Genomic DNA, 15,899 nt, shown 5'->3' on the forward strand with positions numbered 1-15,899 from the left:
TAACTTGATTAAATCTAATAATTTCTAGTCAGATCATTCTCGCAGACACGCTTTTTCTCTCTAGTGTGGGTACCTGTTGATTAAAGAACAATTTAGTTGCTTTATTCATTTGAATAGTGTTCTGATAGAGGAAATATAGAGCGAATGGAAAAACCAAAGCCCCTAACTGGTAAAGCACTCTTGCAGCGATTAAGTGAACTGGGTTCTGCATCCCGTAAAGAAGCCGCAAAGCTCTGTGGCTACTATCGCGTCACAAAATCCGGTGAGGTGCGTGTCGACTTAGGGAAATTTTACGAAGCGGTACTCGCTGCCAGCGGACTAGAAGTAAAGTCATCGGAAAAAGAAGTCAATGGTCAATCAGGACGGGGGCGATCGCCCTCCTATCGGGTGAAAGTGCACCAAAATGGTCAGATTGTGATTGGTTCCGCCTATACAAAAGCGATGAACCTAAAGCCCGGGGATACCTTCAAAATTAAGCAGGGATACAAACATATTCATCTCTACCTCATAGATCCAGAAGAGGTGGATGGTGTCCCCACAGAGTAATCAATGGTTCGCTCTCATGATTGGCAATAGTCGGCAGCACTGGGCACTCTTTAGCGGTGAACACCTCAGCCGCACTTGGCACCTCACCTCTGAGGAAGTTGCCTGCAATCCTGCCAAAGACTATCCCGGACTCCCTTGCTGGGGTGCGAGTGTTGGTTCTGTGCCCTTGCACCAAGTCTATCCGACAGCGATCGCCTTCACCCTCGAGGATATTCCTATTCCTCAGATGTACCCCACCCTAGGGATTGACCGTGCCCTTGCCCTCTGGGGAGCGCTTCAGGTTTATGGGGCACCAGTGTGTGTGGTGGATGCGGGAACTGCATTAACGCTGACCCTAGCCAACGATCGCGGTGAATTTGCGGGCGGTGTGATTCTCCCGGGTGTTGGGTTAATGGCGCGAGCACTGGCGGACTATACGGCAGCGTTACCCTATGTGACGCTTCCCCCAGAGCCACCCCCCCGTTGGGGCGCCACCACTACCACAGCGATTGAAAGCGGTCTTTACTACGGTACTGCCGCCATGTTACACGCCTATCTGGGCGCCTTTTTTCAGGCGTTTCCCCAAGGTACGGTGATTGTGACCGGGGGCGATCGCCCCTTTCTCAGTGAACTGTTAAAAACATTTTTAGACCCCGATCGCTGGCGTGAAGACGATCATTTGGTTTTTTGGGGGATCCGCGCCCTCCGCAACCCAACCGTTAAGATAGAAATGCACCCAATGGAAAGGATTGACGAATTCCGCTAATGGAGCGACGGGATGACTTTACGGATTTAGCCTTGGGACTGGTTTCAGCCCAGAGCTTTCCGGCAATCGTGGGCATTGCCGATCACATGCTCAAATCCGCCGATGTCCTCCTAGTGGGCTATGAGAAAATTGGCAGTGGCCACTGTAGCGCGATCGTGCGCGGGCGAATTGCCGATGTGCGCCTCGCCGTGGCAGAGGGCGCTGAACGGGCGCAGCAGTTTGGTCAAGAACTCAGTACGTTAGTCATTCCCCGGCCTGACCCCAACCTAGAGAAAATTCTGCCGATTGGCAGTCTCCTCGCCCAGATTGCCTCTAAAAGTCGCGGCCATCGCCTCAGTAGCCACGCGGTTGGCCTATTGGAAACGCGAGGATTTCCAGCCATGGTGGGGGCAGCGGATGCCATGCTCAAGGCGGCAGATGTGATCCTAACGGCCTACGAAACCATTGGCGCCGGTCTATGTACGGCCATTATTCGCGGCACGGCCTCCAATACCGCGATCGCCCTTGAGGCGGGGATGGCAGAAGCCGATCGCATTGGTGAACTCCATGCAGTGATGTTGGTACCCCGTCCCCTTGAGGATTTGGATCAATCGTTGCCCTTGGCACCCGCCCTACAACGGGAACTGCAACCCCTGCGCCTACCCCTCACCCTCAAGCAAAAAGAAACCGAACCCCTTGCCCTTCAAGGTGCGGCTCAAGAGAGTGTGGCCGTGGAAGCGCCTGCCGAAACGGTGCCCGTCGAACCCTCTGCCAATCCCTGACCGGCAATCCAGCCCGTTGTCCACGCACTTTGCAGGTTAAAGCCCCCCGTCACGCCATCAATATCGAGAACTTCGCCCGCAAAGAATAGCCCCTCACAGCAGCGGCTGGCCATGGTCTTAAAGTCCACTTCCTTGAGAGCCACCCCACCACAGGTGACAAACTCCTCTTTGAAGGCGCCCTTGCCAGCGATCGCGAAGGTACCTCGGTGCAAGGCCTCCGCCAGTGCCAGCAGTTGTTTTTTACTGAGGTGTGCCCAAGTTTGCTCAGCCGGAATCCCCACGCTGGTTGTCCAGTAACTCCAGAGGCGGCGCGGCAGCGGAAAGGGACAATGGTTAGCGATCGCTCGCTTCGGGGTATGGCTACGACAGGCTGCCAACTCCCCTTGAATCTGCGGCAGTGACAGATGGGGGAGCCAATTCACCACCAAGGTGCCGCGATAGTTCTGCACCGCCAAGGCACGTGCCCCCCATGCCGAGAGTTTCAAGACCACAGGGCCACTAAAGCCCCAATGGGTAACGAGAATAGCACCGGTTTGGGTTAAGGGCGGCTGCTGCGGCAGTTTGAGGGTTGCTTCCACGGGTTCGACACTGAGGCCTGAGCGCTCCTGCAAGAGCGGGTCATCAATGTGAAACGTAAACAGAGAAGGGACGGGGGGAATAATGGTGTGTCCCAATTGTGCTGCCAAGCGATAACCTTGGGAACTGCTGCCAGTGGCCAAAAGGACGCGATCGCCCACAAGGGGTTGAGGCTGCTGAGCAACCGTGACTTGAAACTCATTGCCGACTTTCACCATCTCCTTCACCGCTGCGCGGGTACAGATGCGAATGCCTAGAGCCGTTGCTTCCTGCACCAGACAGTCAATAATGGTTTCTGAATCATCACTGACGGGAAAGACTCGCCCATCGGCTTCGGTTTTCAACTTCACCCCCCGCGCCTCAAACCAAGCGATCGTGTCTTGGGGTTGGAAGCGACTAAAGGCACCCCGCAAGGCCTTGCCACCACGGGGATAGTGCTGCACCAATAGGGCTGGATCAAAACAGTGGTGGGTGACATTGCAGCGACCACCACCAGAGCTGCGGACTTTGCTCAGCACCGTTGCCCCAGCTTCTAAAATCGTGACGCGATCGCGGGGATTAGCCGTCGCACAGGCGATCGCTCCAAAAAATCCAGCGGCACCACCGCCGATGACCAAAATGCGCTGACCTGCCATCAAGATTCCAAGGGAAAAGGATGGGTATGTTCATCGTTGTCGTTTTTGCCGTTGCGATCGCGCGCCAAATGCAGCTGTTGATGCAGCCGACCCACGGCAATCCCCTCTGCGGCCATCAGGTTGAGCACCCGCCGCCGAAACTCCCGCCCCACGACCCATTGTTGTCCCGGTTGGGTTTTAATCCAAATGCGCACCAGTAAGCCACTGGCGGTAATCTGATCAATTCCTAGAACTTCTGGCCGCTCCAGCATCTTCAGTTGCCACTCCGGTTCTTCGTAAAAGTGGATACTCAAGTCATTCAGCAAGGACAACAGGCGATCGGGATTGGTTTCAATATCCACCCACAGTTCGAGATTAACCCGTGACCAAGTGCGGGTCAGGTTGGCTACCTTGGTAATCGTACTATTGGGAATTGTAATCAGCTGACCCTCGGCATTGCGCAACTGAGTAATGCGCAAATTGAGATTTTCCACTAAGCCGGAGTAGGGTTCAATTTCCACCACATCGCCAATGCCGTACTGATCCTCCCAGACAATGAGCAGACCATTGATAATGTCCTTCACCAAGTTCTGTGACCCTAGGGAAATGGCCAAGGCTAAAAAGCCCCCCACAGCGAGAATGGAGAAAACAGGTACCCCTAAGGAACCCAAGATAACCACTAGTCGAATCAAATAAATGACAACGGTCTTAAAGCCGCGCATCACTTCCACAGTGGTACTAATCCGCAGGGTTTTACGCTGGGTATCGGCAAACTTGAGCAGATTATTTTGCTCCCAGAAAACACGAATGCGATCAAAGGCCAAGTCAGCAAATTGATTCAGCAGCCCCGTGCCAAACCAGACCACCATCCACAGAATCGGCAAGCCATAGACTTGGGAACTCAGCCAGCGGGTCATGGGGAAAAGGCGCAGAATTGCCGCTAGGCCGAGTAGCCACAGAGCCACTTGCCCCCACAACAGTAGATACCGAACGAGACTAATGAGCTTGATGCGCTGCTTGAGAAAAAAGTGATGTCGCAGGTGGGGTAGCAGCGGCAAAACCCACTCCGGTTCTGTCGTTTGAGTGGTCACTGTGTCCAGTTGCCCTTGTAGATGCTTGCGTTGGCGGATCAAGAAGCGTTGCACAATTAAAATCACGAAACTACCTGCACCCACCTTGATAAAGATCAAGACCGCCCCCTGAATTTGCGACATCAGGGCTGTGTCGGTGCGTTCCTGAATCGCTCGGTTCATCTGCTGTTGCAAAATGTCTCGCCACTGCTGGGCAAGGGTTTCAGGGGGCAGTTGATGGTAGTCGCTGTCGGCCTCTGTCACCGTCAGGAGGCGAGTGGTGCGTTCCGCTTGGCCAATGCGGGCACTGATGACTAAAACATTATTGAGGCGAGCAACGCCAATATCTACCCTTGCGGGCGATCGCCGCCCATGCTCAAGGGCACTCTGGAGTACCCGCCGTAGGTTCGATTGAATTAAATCCGCTCGGACTTCAACGGGAATTGCGTTACCGGGGTTATCGCGATCGCGAACTGTTGGCGCAGCAATTGTAAAGAGTGTATTGCCATCAAAGCGGACATCGGCAATTTCCAGTTCGCCAATGCGGGTGACGCCGGGGGGGGTGGGAGCAACGGTGGCTTGACTAATCCCCGGCAGAGGAACCTGAGCTACAGTTGACCAAGGAGAGAGAAGGACTAAAAAGAAAGTGATAAGGGCGATCGCTCCCCACCGCCATAATCGCTGATACCCATTGATCATTCGCACATACTGATATTCTGCACGGCAACACGAACTAGGACTATCCTCTCACCTTTTGAAGGCTGAACTCAGTTCACGGTTCCCTAGGGGCAGTCGACCCTAGCTTGCAGCACCTGCTCCCTTGCCACATCGCGGATTAACGAGAGACGCGAGGAAATGTAGCGTTCCAGATGATAGCGCTGGTTATGCTCTAAAGGATAAACATCACTAAACTGCGTCACCAGCCACCCCTGTAGGGCGTGATCATCCATACTCAACAATCGTCCCACCTGTGCTTGCTCAACAAAGTGCCAGAACTGCCGGAGGAGAGAGGGGGTCATACTTGCCCTCCTTTTAAGGTTTTCTTTAGATTTTACCTATCTACTACCATACGTTGCCCCTCGGAAAATTGGGGCGCAATCTGCTGAAGCTGCAACTAAAGTTAGGGAATCCACATGAAGTCCTGCAAACTTCTGTTGCGATTTCTAAAGTGCAGCCCTCCTGCAAACCTGTGCTTCCTTGGGAATGCCCCGCTAACGGTAGGGCGGTGAACCGCTAAAATAGTAAGGCTTTACCAACATACTTACAAATCATTGGGGTCTATGCGCACACACTACTGTGGCGATGTTCGGCTAACGGATGTCGGAACAACGGTCACCCTCTACGGTTGGGTGGATCGGCGGCGAGATCATGGCGGCGTGATCTTTATTGATTTGCGCGATCGCTCCGGCATTGTCCAAATTGTCAGTGATCCCCAGCGCACTCCCGACTCCTATGCTCAAGCCGATCGCCTGCGCAGTGAGTATGTGGTGAAAATTGTTGGCCGTGTCAGCAAGCGCCCTGCCGATTCGGTGAACCCAAAATTGGCCACGGGCGATATCGAGATCTACGCCGATCACATTGATGTCCTCAATACGGTGCGCCAGCAACTGCCCTTTGCCATCTCCAGCACCGAGAACGAGCCAGTCCGCGAAGAAGTGCGGCTGCGCTACCGCTATCTTGATCTACGGCGGGAACGGATGGCACGGAATTTGCAGTTACGCCATCGCGTTGTCCAAGCCATGCGGCGCTTCCTCGAGGATGAGGCGGGCTTTATTGAGGTGGAAACCCCTATTCTCACCCGCTCGACCCCGGAGGGGGCTCGCGATTATTTAGTGCCCAGTCGCGTGAATCCGGGAGAATGGTTTGCCCTTCCCCAATCGCCCCAGTTGTTCAAGCAGTTGTTGATGGTGGCGGGGTGCGATCGCTATTACCAGATTGCTCGCTGCTTTCGCGATGAGGACTTAAGGGCCGATCGCCAGCCAGAATTTACGCAACTGGACATGGAAATGAGCTTCATGGATCAGGATGAAATTATTGATCTCAACGAAGCACTCATCTGCCACATTTTCAAAACCGTGAAGGGCATTGATCTGCCGCGCCCCTTTCCCCGCCTGAGTTACCAACAGGCCATGGATCGCTATGGCACCGATAAGCCCGATACCCGCTATGGCCTTGAACTGGTGGATGTCTCCGATATTCTCAAAGACTCTGGTTTCAAAGTTTTTAGTGGGGCGATCGCCCAAGGGGGCGTGGTGAAAATTTTGCCGATTCCCAATGGCAACCACCGCATCTCCAACGTGCGCATTAAACCCGGCGGCGATCTCTTCCAAGAGGCCACCACTGCCGGCGCCAAGGGGCTGGCTTATATCCGCGTTCGCGACAACGGCGAGATTGACACCATTGGTGCCATCAAGGATAACCTCTCCCCAGAGCAGAAAGCCACGCTCTTAGAGCGCACGGGTGCCGAGCCGGGGCACCTCCTCCTGTTTGGGGCAGGGGATACCGCGACTGTGAATAAAACCCTTGATCGCCTGCGCCAGACCATTGCCCGTGAATTTGATCTCATTGATCCGACGGCAACCCATCTCCTATGGGTGGTTGATTTCCCCATGTTTGAGTGGAATGCTGAGGAAAAACGCCTTGAGGCGCTGCACCATCCCTTTACGGCACCCCATCCCGCCGACCTTGAGGACCTCAAAACTGCCCGTGCCCAAGCCTACGATCTCATCTTTAATGGCTACGAAGTAGGCGGCGGCAGTCTGCGCATTTATCAACCGGAATTGCAGCGGCAAGTTTTTGAAACCATCGGCCTTGATGAGACGGCTGCCCAAGAAAAATTTGGCTTCCTTCTCGAGGCCTTTGAATTTGGTACCCCTCCCCACGGGGGTATTGCCTATGGCCTGGATCGCTTAGTCATGCTCCTTGCCGGCGAAGACTCCATTCGCGACACCATTGCTTTCCCGAAAACCCAACAGGCGCGTTGCCTTCTTACCGGTGCCCCCAGCAGTGTTGAGCCACAGCAACTCAAGGAACTCCATGTGGCTTCCGCCAAGCCCGCAACAACCACTGCTAAAACCAAAGTCTAGGCACGTAGGTCTGTTGGCCGATTCCACACCCCCTCTAGCAGCCATTCGCCGTTGACATCCCGCACCCGCTCAGTGCTCATCATGTAAGCCCATGCTGTGCCCAAAGGTTGATGATTCAAGTTATACACTGGCACCTCTTGGCGATGGTAGGCATTTACTTCGGGAGCCAAGTTGGGATTGTAGCCTTCAAAGGCATCCAGCTGCGCCAATACGCTGGGAGGTGGATCATGAAAGATCAGTAACTCCCCCTGCACCCAACCTTCCTCAGCCGTCAGACCGGGATACCCCATCGGTAGGTGATAAAGGCGACCTCTCACCAGCGCTGGTTGATGGGCACTCAGCCAAGGCCGACAGAGGATTTCATGGGGTTGATAGCCGGGTTTAAGGGTGCCATAAACAAAAAGGCGCAGGGTCGTCACTCGTCAATGAGGGTTGATTTTAGCCACAATACAATTTAAGCCTAGCCAATTTAGCAAGGGCAAGAGCAATGAAAATTCTCATTGTTGAAGATGACCCCCGCATTGCAGCACCTTTGGCGAAGGATTTACGACATCAACACCATACTGTTGATATTGCTGAGGATGGCCTGAGTGGCTGGGACTATGCCCAAGCAACTGCCTATGACCTCATTTTGCTGGACTTAATGCTACCACGCCTAGATGGCATCGCCCTTTGTCAACGGTTGCGGGCGGTAGGTTGTCAGGCACTGATTTTGATGTTGACGGCCAAGGATACGACCACTGATAAAGTCATTGGCCTAGATGCAGGTGCTGATGATTACCTTGTCAAACCCTTCAAGTTGGAAGAGCTGGCGGCACGGATTCGGGCACTGCAACGCCGCAGTCGTGAACTGAAACCCCCTGTGCTATGTTACGGGGCACTGCAACTGGATCCGGCGAGTCAGGTGGTGACGTACGATCAAACGGTGCTCTCTCTGACCCCCAAGGAATATCTACTCCTAGAGCATTTTCTGCGGTATCCGAAGCAGGTCTTTAGTCGCACAGCCCTCCTAGATAAACTCTGGACATTCGATCAAGAGGCTGGTGAAGGCACCGTCAAAACCCACATCACCAATCTGCGGCATAAGCTGAAGGCAGCAGGTTGCCCCCAAGAATTGATTGAAACAGTTTATGGCGTTGGCTATCGTTTTGTACCCCCCCACGTCTAGCCCAATGTTTACCCATATTCGCCGCCGCTTACTGTTCTTTAATCTCCTCGTGTTTGCAGTCGTCCTTGGCGGGTTTGCGATCGCTGTGCGCGTGGTCTTTGTTCACAATCTCAGGGAGCAACTCACCAATCGTCTCATTGCCATTGCCCAAGGTGCGGCTGCTAATGCTGATATTGAGAATGGTCAGCTCAAGATTGAGGAGCACGGTTTGCCCCATGAGCTAAAGAAGCAAGCAGCAACCTTAGAGTGGTTTGATGCCCACGGCCGACTTCTCAAGCAACAGGGCGAAGAACTTCCCTACATACCGCTCAATCCAAAGGTTTCAGTAGCTATTCACACCCATGATCCCCCTTTGCAGTTAGTCACACTGCCAATTTTGCACCAAGCAACCAACGAAATCATTGGCTACATCCGCATTAGTCAAGAATTGGATGAATTTAATGAGACCGTTTGGCAGTTGGATACTGGTCTCATGGCAGGGGTCATGATAGGACTCCTCCTCAGTGCTATGGGTAGTCTGTGGCTCAATCGCCAAGCCATGCAGCCTATTGAAGACAGTTTTGAGCGGTTGCGACAGTTTACGGCTGATGCTTCCCATGAACTCCGCAGTCCCCTGATGGCCATTTCCAGTAATGCTGAAGTTGCCCTTAAGTACGATGAAGGAATGCGACCAGAGGATCGGGAAGTCCTCGGGGCGATCGCCAGCGCTACGGATCAAATGACCCGCCTCATTGACGACTTATTGATTCTGGCAAGAACTGATTGTCAACAACCGATGGCCATGCGGACGATCAACCTCGCAGAGACCTTAGCGCAATTAATTCAACTGTATAAACTACAGGCACAGCAACAGCAAATTAGCTTAGAGTTTAGTACCGATCCTCAACTGCTGCTGCGGGGGGATGAGGCGGCTCTCATACGGGCTTTCACCAATCTTTTACAAAATGCGCTGCGCTACACTCCTGAAGGGGGCAAAGTCAGTGTGACTGCCAAGCGTCTCATGCACCATATTCACGTGACTATCGCTGATACGGGCATTGGTATAGCGTCTGAGCACCTTAGTAAAATTTTTGAGCGCTTTTGGCGAGCAGATCCCTCCCGTCACTATGTGGATGGAGGAGCAGGGTTAGGCCTATCCATTGTCCAAGCAGTTGTCCAGAGCCACGGTGGCAGCATTGATGTCAAGAGTCAAGTGGGTCAGGGCACCTCATTTACTGTCAGGCTCCCCCTCAGTCATTAACTTATTTGATAAAGGTGATCACGCCATCTGCAATGAGCTGCACCGCGATCGCTAAAATCAAAAAGCCCAAAATCCGATTGAGTGCCCCTATGCCTGTTGTGCCCAAGCCCTTAATCAAAGGCTCCCCTAGAATTAAGCAAAAGTAGGTGATAAAGCTAAACAGAGTAATTCCCAGAACACAACCAAGATACTCTGGCCATTGATGGCAGCGGGTTGAAAAACCAATCACAATACCAATCGCGCCCGGCCCACTAATGATGGGCATTGCCATAGGTGTAAAGGAAATATCTTCTTTGTCCACTGCCTCCAGTTGCTCTTGATTGGTCAGACGCGGTTGAGGAGCAACCATCTGCCAAGCCGTATGTGCCACAATCAACCCACCAGCAATTCGCACTACTGCTAGGGAAATTCCAAAAAAGCTGAGAATAAACTTGCCCACCAAGAAAAAAATTGCTAAGACAGCAAAAACATTAAAGGTGATTTTTCGTGCTTGTCGCAGGCGATATTTCGTAGTGTTTTTAGCAGTCAAACTATAGAAAATAGGAATTGCCCCAATTGGATTCGCAATCGGAAAGAGGGCTGTCAATATGCCGAACATAAAAGAAAAGAGGGTGTTGACCATGATTGGTACTGCTCAATTAAAGCGAAATACAACCCTTTTCACATATAGAACAAGCTCAAAACTGCGAAAGCCCCTATGAGAGAGTATTACATCCCTTTTACGTATTCCATATTGCCAATATCAGGACTATAGTCAGTGGTACGAACAAAATTTAATGACAGACTCACCCGTGGAGCCAAAGAAGGGTTTCAATGCTTCGGAAGATGTAACTATCTTATGTTTGAGTCTAACAGGCTTGGTGTGACACATGATCAGCCGACGACACATTAAACTGGTCTCACTTTTGGGATTGGGCGTATATTGGGAGTATCCCTTGGGGGATAAAAAGATGGATCACGCCTATTTTTGTCCAGCATGTTTTGCGGAGATTGCCGCGGACGACTCAATCTGTCCTGTATGCGGTGTCAACATTCACCAGTGGGAACAGGAGCATCCCTCCTACGAAGATCGACTGATCAATGCCCTAAAGCATCCCAACTCCGAAGCCCGCATGGGTTCAATTATTACCCTTGGCAATCGCGGTAATCCCAAAACGGCCACTCCCCTTACCGAAGGTGCTTTAACCTACTCCATTGACGTTTGGCAAGCTATGGAAATCGTCCGATCCTTAAGAAAGCTACCTGACTCTCCGGAGAAAACCACAGCCTTGCAAATGTTATTGGATCATCCTGCGCGAGTCATTCGTGAAGAAGCGGCGGCTACTCTAACTCAAGTTACCCGTGAAACATGTTCCTAATGGATTGGCGTTCCCCTTGAAGTTGCTATACTCTTTTCACCACAAACCCATCCTTAGGCAAAAAATTAGGGTAGATATTTATGCCTGTTAATCTACCCTAGACAGCTTGGCAATTTGAGTAAAATTCAGAGAACCTTAAGGATGGTTGCCATTATTGCTATGGACGATCAGAATTGGGGACTTGGATACTGCCATCCAAGGGAGCTTCATGAAGGTCATTTTCCTCTTGACCCGCTAGTTCCGTTCTGAGGATACGCCCATTACCGGCATCCACTTTGACCTCAGCATTGGGAAAGCGCACTTCATAAACCAAGCTACCGTTTTCTGCCCCTAGGGCAACCCGTATTGCCTTTTGGCCTTGAGCCGCTTCTGCAATTTGTTGAGCTTGTTGGGGGCTAATTTTAGCAAGGCTACGGTATTGGGCCTCCTCTTGCATTTCTTCAGCCGTATTTTTCGCTTCATAGCGATCGCTCTCGTCATACCCACCCTTTTGATCTGTTTGTGCCACCAGAGCATAGCTAATGTGACGCTGCGTTTTCAGTGCCATTGCACTGCCACCAATGGCGATCGCTGAGAGCACTCCTAGTGTCATTAAAACTTTTATTGAGTCTTTCATCGTAGAGTCTCCAAGTTCAGTTCACTGTTCCTGAGGCGGAACAATTCCCACAGTAGGGAGGAATTGTCAAGAAGTCGTCAAGATCAAAAGGCAATTTTGAACCTACCTAATGCCTAATAGAGTCTTGTTGGCAACAATGACACGTGCTCAACACTGGGGAAACTAGTCTAGGGTAACCGCTGACCACATATTTCAGAAAAGGGCTGTAGTCTGCATTTCTTATCAAGTTCTTGACAGTTCGTTCCTATAGTAAAGCTATCCCAAGGAAGAGGAATAGACCGATGACTTTAGAAGTTCTGCCTATTCCAGCACCAGCACAGTTTGAACGTGCTTTGGCGCTGCCTGCACAATCCCGTTGGCTGGGTCTGTATTGGGAGCCACAACTGGGGTATCCCTGCTACACCGATGGCCAGACAGTGGGCACAGTAAATCTGCAAGGATGGCAATTATTTTGCCAACATCCAGAGATACAACCCTGCCTGTTGTCCTATCAACTGACGGCAGGGGAACGGGCGCCCCGGCATGGATTGCTCTTCGATCGCCAACATCGCCGTCTATACGTTGGTGAGCTAGAACGCATCCAAGAGTATTTACAGCATCCAGTTGCCCTAGAAATTTTAGAGCCACTGACGCCAAGACATCGCTTTTCCCTAAAGGAGGGTTGGCAGTTCCTCAGGGAGAAGTGGTTGGTGGGGCTAGCTCTCGTGTTGTCGGCAATCGTGGGAGTGGGTGTTGTGCGTACGGCTGGAGAGTATGTTCACGAGGTGTTTGAGGAGGTCTTTGACGATTGATCCAATGGCCAAAATCAAGTGTTCAATAGGGCAATAATCTCATGGCTAATGGCGCGCAGTTGGTTTTGTAGATCTTCGCTAGGCAAATTGTTGCCACTAAAAACCCCCTGACCAATACTACTGAACCGCCACTGCTCACTCATATAGCTAAACCCCACGATGTCTAGACCAATGGCACGGCGCTGGGGAGAGTCTGGATCGCAATAGAGGCGGATTTGCAGGAGCAAACTGCGGGCTTGCCAGCGGCGACTCCAGCCCGGTAGGTGAAAACCAATGTCAATTGAATCGGGATCCACTAGGTTGCGGGTATGGGGGTCATCGGCCCAAGGGTGCAGGTCTGCCCGCAGATCCGCATTGCACTGCTTAAAGAGGTGGACGATCGCCCCCAATTTGCTGGCCATCTGCACGGTCACTGCCTGCTCTGCTGCATTCACCGTCATTCTCTCCGCAACACCTTTGTTCCCAAGGTTAGCGAGGGGAAACCGCTTGATCAACTCTGGCAGTGGGGAGGGAGGTTAAGGGTCGTTCCAAACGGGGTTGTCCCACAGAGTAACTCAGGGCATAGCTTTGCACCAAGAGCCAAAACCAAAGTTGCGGTGCCATGGGTTCTAGCCACGGTTGACAACGGCGCACCAAGGGGGGCAGCCAAAAGCCAAAGAGGGCATGGTACAGGGCATCCAAGCTAAAACTGAGGTAGCTTTGCAGCCAACGCAGCAGATCCCCAACCCCCACCATTTCGTAGATCCACCAAAGGAGGCCGGGGTTTTGCCAAGCAGCTCGCAGTGCCATACGGTTAAAGGGCAGCCAACCCGCACGGTCTTTGATAAAGCGATCGGCCAATTCGGGGGATTCTTGTCCGAGGATGCCAAAAAAGGTGTTCAACGTGGCATTGACGCGCTCTGGGGGCAGGGGGCGATCGCTGGGCACCATCATTCCCCGCGAAAAGAGCCATGTCACCGCTGTATTGCTCTGATAAGCGCGAATTTGGTTGAGAAATTGCTTTTGCACAAGGTCATGACGCAGGGCGGTGTCCAGTAGATCCGTCAAGCGGGGCAGGTTGCGCACCAGCGAGCCAAAGCCAGTAAATACTAAGGGGGATTGCAGTGAGGCGGCATCACCAATGGCCAAGACGCGATCAAAGGCCACGGCGCGATCGCCCCGGTGGTGGCTAAAGTAGCCGGGGATGTAACCAAACGTCGGCTTCACCCAAGTCAGTTGATCTAAATCGCAGCGGCGGTACTCCGGCAAGATCGTAAAGAAGTCTTCGTAGAGTTCCAGCAAAGAGCCGGGAAACTCTGGCTGAATGTGGTGATAGTGAAAAAGATAAATCGTGCGCTCTTCCCCTGCCCCCGGAAACAGTTCCCAAATGAGTTGCCGTCCCCGCGAAATATCACCGTGGCTAAAGAGCACATCGCCATAATCGCCATCCCAAACTTGCGGGGCAATGCCCTTGACGATCGCCCCCACCGTCGGACACACACTATCGTAGGCACGACCACCGTTCAGTTGACGAGCAATAGGGGAGGCAGTCCCCATCGCATCCACGAGGACACGGGCGATCGCCTGTCGCTGTTCTTGGGTCTGGCGGTGCTGGGTTTGCAGAACCACACCATTGGAATGAATCGTGGCCGTCTCAAATTCTGTCCAATCCCAAATCTCACCCCCCGCTTGGCGCAGTTTCTCACCACATAGATGCAGGAATTTGGCTGAGTCGAGGGCAATATTGAGAACCGTCGGGGTGTGCAGTACGGGTGCCCGACAATGGGGAGGACTAGTGGCATCAAAGAACTTGTTAAAGCCATCGCGGTACTCGCGGGCAATCAGGCTCTCAAACTCCGCAGTCGTAAACAAGCCCAGATCAATCAGACTCTGAAATTCCATGCGGGAGATATTCCACTCCCGATTCATGCGGCCAAAGGGCAACCGCTCGATCACCAGCACCCGATAGCCCAACCGCGCCATCACCGCTGCGTGGATCACCCCCAAGGCACCCCCCACATAAACTAGGTCATAGCGAGGGGGATCACAGGGTGTCGTTGCAGTGTGCAAAACTGGAAGCGGGGGCGTGGGCTGTTGTACCCCTTGGCGCCAGCGTTGCTCCCACCAATAAACCCGCTCTAAATCCGCCTCACCTTGGGGCATGCGTTGGAAGTATTTCACGGTCAGCGGATAGCGATCGACCAAGGCTTCAAAAATTGTCTTGCCAGCCGGCCAAGGGGGAAGCGCCTCAGGTTGCAGTGGAAAGGCCAAACGCAAATGCTGTTGAAGGTGTTGGAGACAGGCCCGCTCCTGGGGGAAAGGCCGCTCTCCCCAGCGCATCACCTTGAGGTATGTGGTTCGCTGCAAGCTCCACAGGAAAATAGCCAGTTCCGTGGGGGCCTCAGGAACCTGCCAGCAACCCCCGCTTGGTTTTGGCGCAATGGTGCCAATGTGCGGCTCAAAGGTGTGGTGCAGCCAGTGAATCACCGCTGCGGTATCGGGAGTGGGCACCTCAAGGTATAACAGTTCTTGCATTTTGTTTCAAAAGTCCGCTAAGGAGCTTGACAAGGGCGCAATTTGGCGTAAACTGCACTGTACTAAACAGTTTAAGAGAGTTTACGGTTTCTCAGAATTACCCTGTTGCCCTATGCATTATCCCATTCCAAGGAGTCTCGAAGAAATAGCAGCCCTCAGCCAGCAGCCTGTCAGTGAAGAGGTGGTGGCGGCAGCGATCGCCGGCGTGATTACGATTTGCCGTGCGGAAGGTCACAGTCTAGCGCAGGTTCAGGAATGGGTGCTTGCGGAGGACGATCTGCTAGATCGCAAAACCCGCCAATGGCTGAGTGAAGCGGTGGCAATGGCTTGGTCAAGCGTTGAAACCTTGGCAGTGACGACTGGCCGTGAGGGCGATCGCTAGGGCATCGGCAGCGTCATCGGGCTTGGGCAGCGTGCTGAGATTGAGTTCCCGTTGCACCGCCTGTTGAACGTCTATTTTCGCGGCATTGCCATAGCCGGTGAGGGCTTGCTTCACTTGGGGAGGGGTGAATTCCATGAGGGGACAGTGCAGTTGACTCAGGACTAAAAGAATCACGCCCCGCGCTTGAGCAACCACAATCGTATGGCTCATTTTGTAGAAAAAGAGGCGCTCCAAAGCCACTAAATCTGGTTGGAGGGCAAGAATTAACGTGTGCAGATCGCTGTAGAGACTCTGGAGGCGATCGCCCACGGGCATATCCGCAGGAGTGGTAATCACACCAAAATCGCACACTTGGCAGGTGTTGCGCTGCACCTCAATACAGCCATAGCCAAGGGTAGCAAGGCCGGGGTCTAGGCCAAGGATGCGCACACG

The 15,899-nt window shown here is 52.8% G+C and carries 18 protein-coding genes; 9 read left to right on the forward strand and 9 right to left on the reverse strand.

Features of this window, described 5'->3' with window-relative positions; genetic code table 11:
• Positions 1–144 precede the first annotated feature (144 nt).
• Genes RHP47_RS12400 through RHP47_RS12410 form a run of 3 tightly spaced genes read left to right on the forward strand, consistent with a single transcriptional unit; the run spans position 145 to position 2,052 of the window.
• Positions 145–546 (forward strand): AbrB family transcriptional regulator, encoded by a 402-nt coding sequence (locus tag RHP47_RS12400; RefSeq protein ID WP_149821338.1) that lies wholly within the window; start codon positions 145–147, stop codon positions 544–546.
• A 16-nt stretch (positions 547–562) separates the two neighbouring features.
• On the forward strand, positions 563–1,291 hold the full coding sequence (locus tag RHP47_RS12405; RefSeq protein WP_255451673.1) for a pantothenate kinase: 729 nt from the start codon (positions 563–565) through the stop codon (positions 1,289–1,291).
• Positions 1,291–2,052, forward strand: coding sequence for a carbon dioxide-concentrating mechanism protein (locus RHP47_RS12410; protein WP_149821342.1), 762 nt, complete (start codon positions 1,291–1,293; stop codon positions 2,050–2,052). The genes RHP47_RS12405 and RHP47_RS12410 overlap by 1 nt, the downstream gene beginning before the upstream one ends.
• On the opposite strand, the gene RHP47_RS12415 is transcribed toward RHP47_RS12410, so the two are convergent.
• From RHP47_RS12415 to RHP47_RS12425, 3 genes are all read right to left on the reverse strand, one after another.
• Positions 1,986–3,263, reverse strand: a complete 1,278-nt coding sequence (locus RHP47_RS12415) for an NAD(P)/FAD-dependent oxidoreductase (RefSeq protein ID WP_310840618.1) — start codon at positions 3,261–3,263, stop codon at positions 1,986–1,988. The genes RHP47_RS12410 and RHP47_RS12415 overlap by 67 nt on opposite strands.
• Positions 3,263–5,011 (reverse strand): mechanosensitive ion channel family protein, encoded by a 1,749-nt coding sequence (locus tag RHP47_RS12420; RefSeq protein WP_286625949.1) that lies wholly within the window; start codon positions 5,009–5,011, stop codon positions 3,263–3,265. Before RHP47_RS12420 ends, RHP47_RS12415 begins: the two co-directional genes overlap by 1 nt.
• Positions 5,012–5,094: 83 nt before the next feature.
• Positions 5,095–5,331, reverse strand: coding sequence for a hypothetical protein (locus tag RHP47_RS12425; RefSeq protein ID WP_149821348.1), 237 nt, complete (start codon positions 5,329–5,331; stop codon positions 5,095–5,097).
• A gap of 261 nt (positions 5,332–5,592) precedes the next feature.
• Here RHP47_RS12425 and aspS point away from each other — a divergent pair, with 261 nt between their 5' ends.
• Complete coding sequence (aspS, locus tag RHP47_RS12430) at positions 5,593–7,398, forward strand: aspartate--tRNA ligase (RefSeq protein WP_286625952.1); 1,806 nt, start codon at positions 5,593–5,595, stop codon at positions 7,396–7,398.
• Here the strand turns inward: aspS and RHP47_RS12435 are convergent.
• The gene (locus RHP47_RS12435; protein WP_149821352.1) at positions 7,395–7,817 is read right to left on the reverse strand and encodes a gamma-glutamylcyclotransferase; all 423 of its coding nucleotides are present in this window, start codon (positions 7,815–7,817) and stop codon (positions 7,395–7,397) included. The two genes, aspS and RHP47_RS12435, sit on opposite strands and share 4 nt — an antisense overlap.
• A gap of 68 nt (positions 7,818–7,885) precedes the next feature.
• On the opposite strand from RHP47_RS12435, the gene RHP47_RS12440 reads away from it, so the two are divergent.
• Together RHP47_RS12440 and RHP47_RS12445 are read left to right on the forward strand one after the other, a co-directional pair.
• Positions 7,886–8,566: a response regulator transcription factor gene (locus RHP47_RS12440; protein ID WP_149821354.1), complete on the forward strand. Its 681-nt coding sequence runs from the start codon at positions 7,886–7,888 to the stop codon at positions 8,564–8,566.
• The gene (locus RHP47_RS12445) at positions 8,529–9,806 is read left to right on the forward strand and encodes an ATP-binding protein (protein WP_310840620.1); all 1,278 of its coding nucleotides are present in this window, start codon (positions 8,529–8,531) and stop codon (positions 9,804–9,806) included. The genes RHP47_RS12440 and RHP47_RS12445 overlap by 38 nt, the downstream gene beginning before the upstream one ends.
• Position 9,807: 1 nt before the next feature.
• Here RHP47_RS12445 and RHP47_RS12450 read toward each other — a convergent pair whose 3' ends face one another.
• Positions 9,808–10,428, reverse strand: a complete 621-nt coding sequence (locus tag RHP47_RS12450; RefSeq protein WP_286625954.1) for a MarC family protein — start codon at positions 10,426–10,428, stop codon at positions 9,808–9,810.
• 247 nt (positions 10,429–10,675) lie between these two features.
• On the opposite strand from RHP47_RS12450, the gene RHP47_RS12455 reads away from it, so the two are divergent.
• Positions 10,676–11,164: a HEAT repeat domain-containing protein gene (locus RHP47_RS12455; protein ID WP_226971969.1), complete on the forward strand. Its 489-nt coding sequence runs from the start codon at positions 10,676–10,678 to the stop codon at positions 11,162–11,164.
• Between the two features lie 157 nt (positions 11,165–11,321).
• Here the strand turns inward: RHP47_RS12455 and RHP47_RS12460 are convergent, their stop codons facing one another.
• Entirely contained in the window at positions 11,322–11,780 is a 459-nt protein-coding gene (locus tag RHP47_RS12460; protein WP_226971970.1) for a PepSY domain-containing protein, read from the reverse strand.
• A 281-nt stretch (positions 11,781–12,061) separates the two neighbouring features.
• On the opposite strand from RHP47_RS12460, the gene RHP47_RS12465 reads away from it, so the two are divergent.
• A complete protein-coding gene (locus tag RHP47_RS12465) occupies positions 12,062–12,571 on the forward strand; it encodes a hypothetical protein (RefSeq protein ID WP_310840622.1) in 510 nt (169 codons plus the stop codon).
• A gap of 14 nt (positions 12,572–12,585) precedes the next feature.
• Here the strand turns inward: RHP47_RS12465 and RHP47_RS12470 are convergent, their stop codons facing one another.
• Positions 12,586–13,011: a hypothetical protein gene (locus tag RHP47_RS12470; RefSeq protein WP_255451674.1), complete on the reverse strand. Its 426-nt coding sequence runs from the start codon at positions 13,009–13,011 to the stop codon at positions 12,586–12,588.
• Between the two features lie 28 nt (positions 13,012–13,039).
• Positions 13,040–15,085, reverse strand: coding sequence for a flavin-dependent dehydrogenase (locus RHP47_RS12475; protein ID WP_310840623.1), 2,046 nt, complete (start codon positions 15,083–15,085; stop codon positions 13,040–13,042).
• A 112-nt stretch (positions 15,086–15,197) separates the two neighbouring features.
• Here RHP47_RS12475 and RHP47_RS12480 point away from each other — a divergent pair, with 112 nt between their 5' ends.
• Positions 15,198–15,467, forward strand: a complete 270-nt coding sequence (locus tag RHP47_RS12480; RefSeq protein WP_149821364.1) for a hypothetical protein — start codon at positions 15,198–15,200, stop codon at positions 15,465–15,467.
• Here RHP47_RS12480 and ruvC read toward each other — a convergent pair.
• Positions 15,417–15,896 carry a crossover junction endodeoxyribonuclease RuvC gene (ruvC, locus tag RHP47_RS12485; RefSeq protein WP_149821366.1) on the reverse strand — a complete coding sequence of 160 codons (480 nt, stop codon included), beginning with the start codon at positions 15,894–15,896 and terminating at the stop codon, positions 15,417–15,419. The genes RHP47_RS12480 and ruvC overlap by 51 nt on opposite strands.
• Positions 15,897–15,899: the final 3 nt, after the last annotated feature.

The organism is Thermosynechococcus sp. QKsg1, assembly GCF_031586415.1.
Lineage (GTDB): Bacteria > Cyanobacteriota > Cyanobacteriia > Thermosynechococcales > Thermosynechococcaceae > Thermosynechococcus.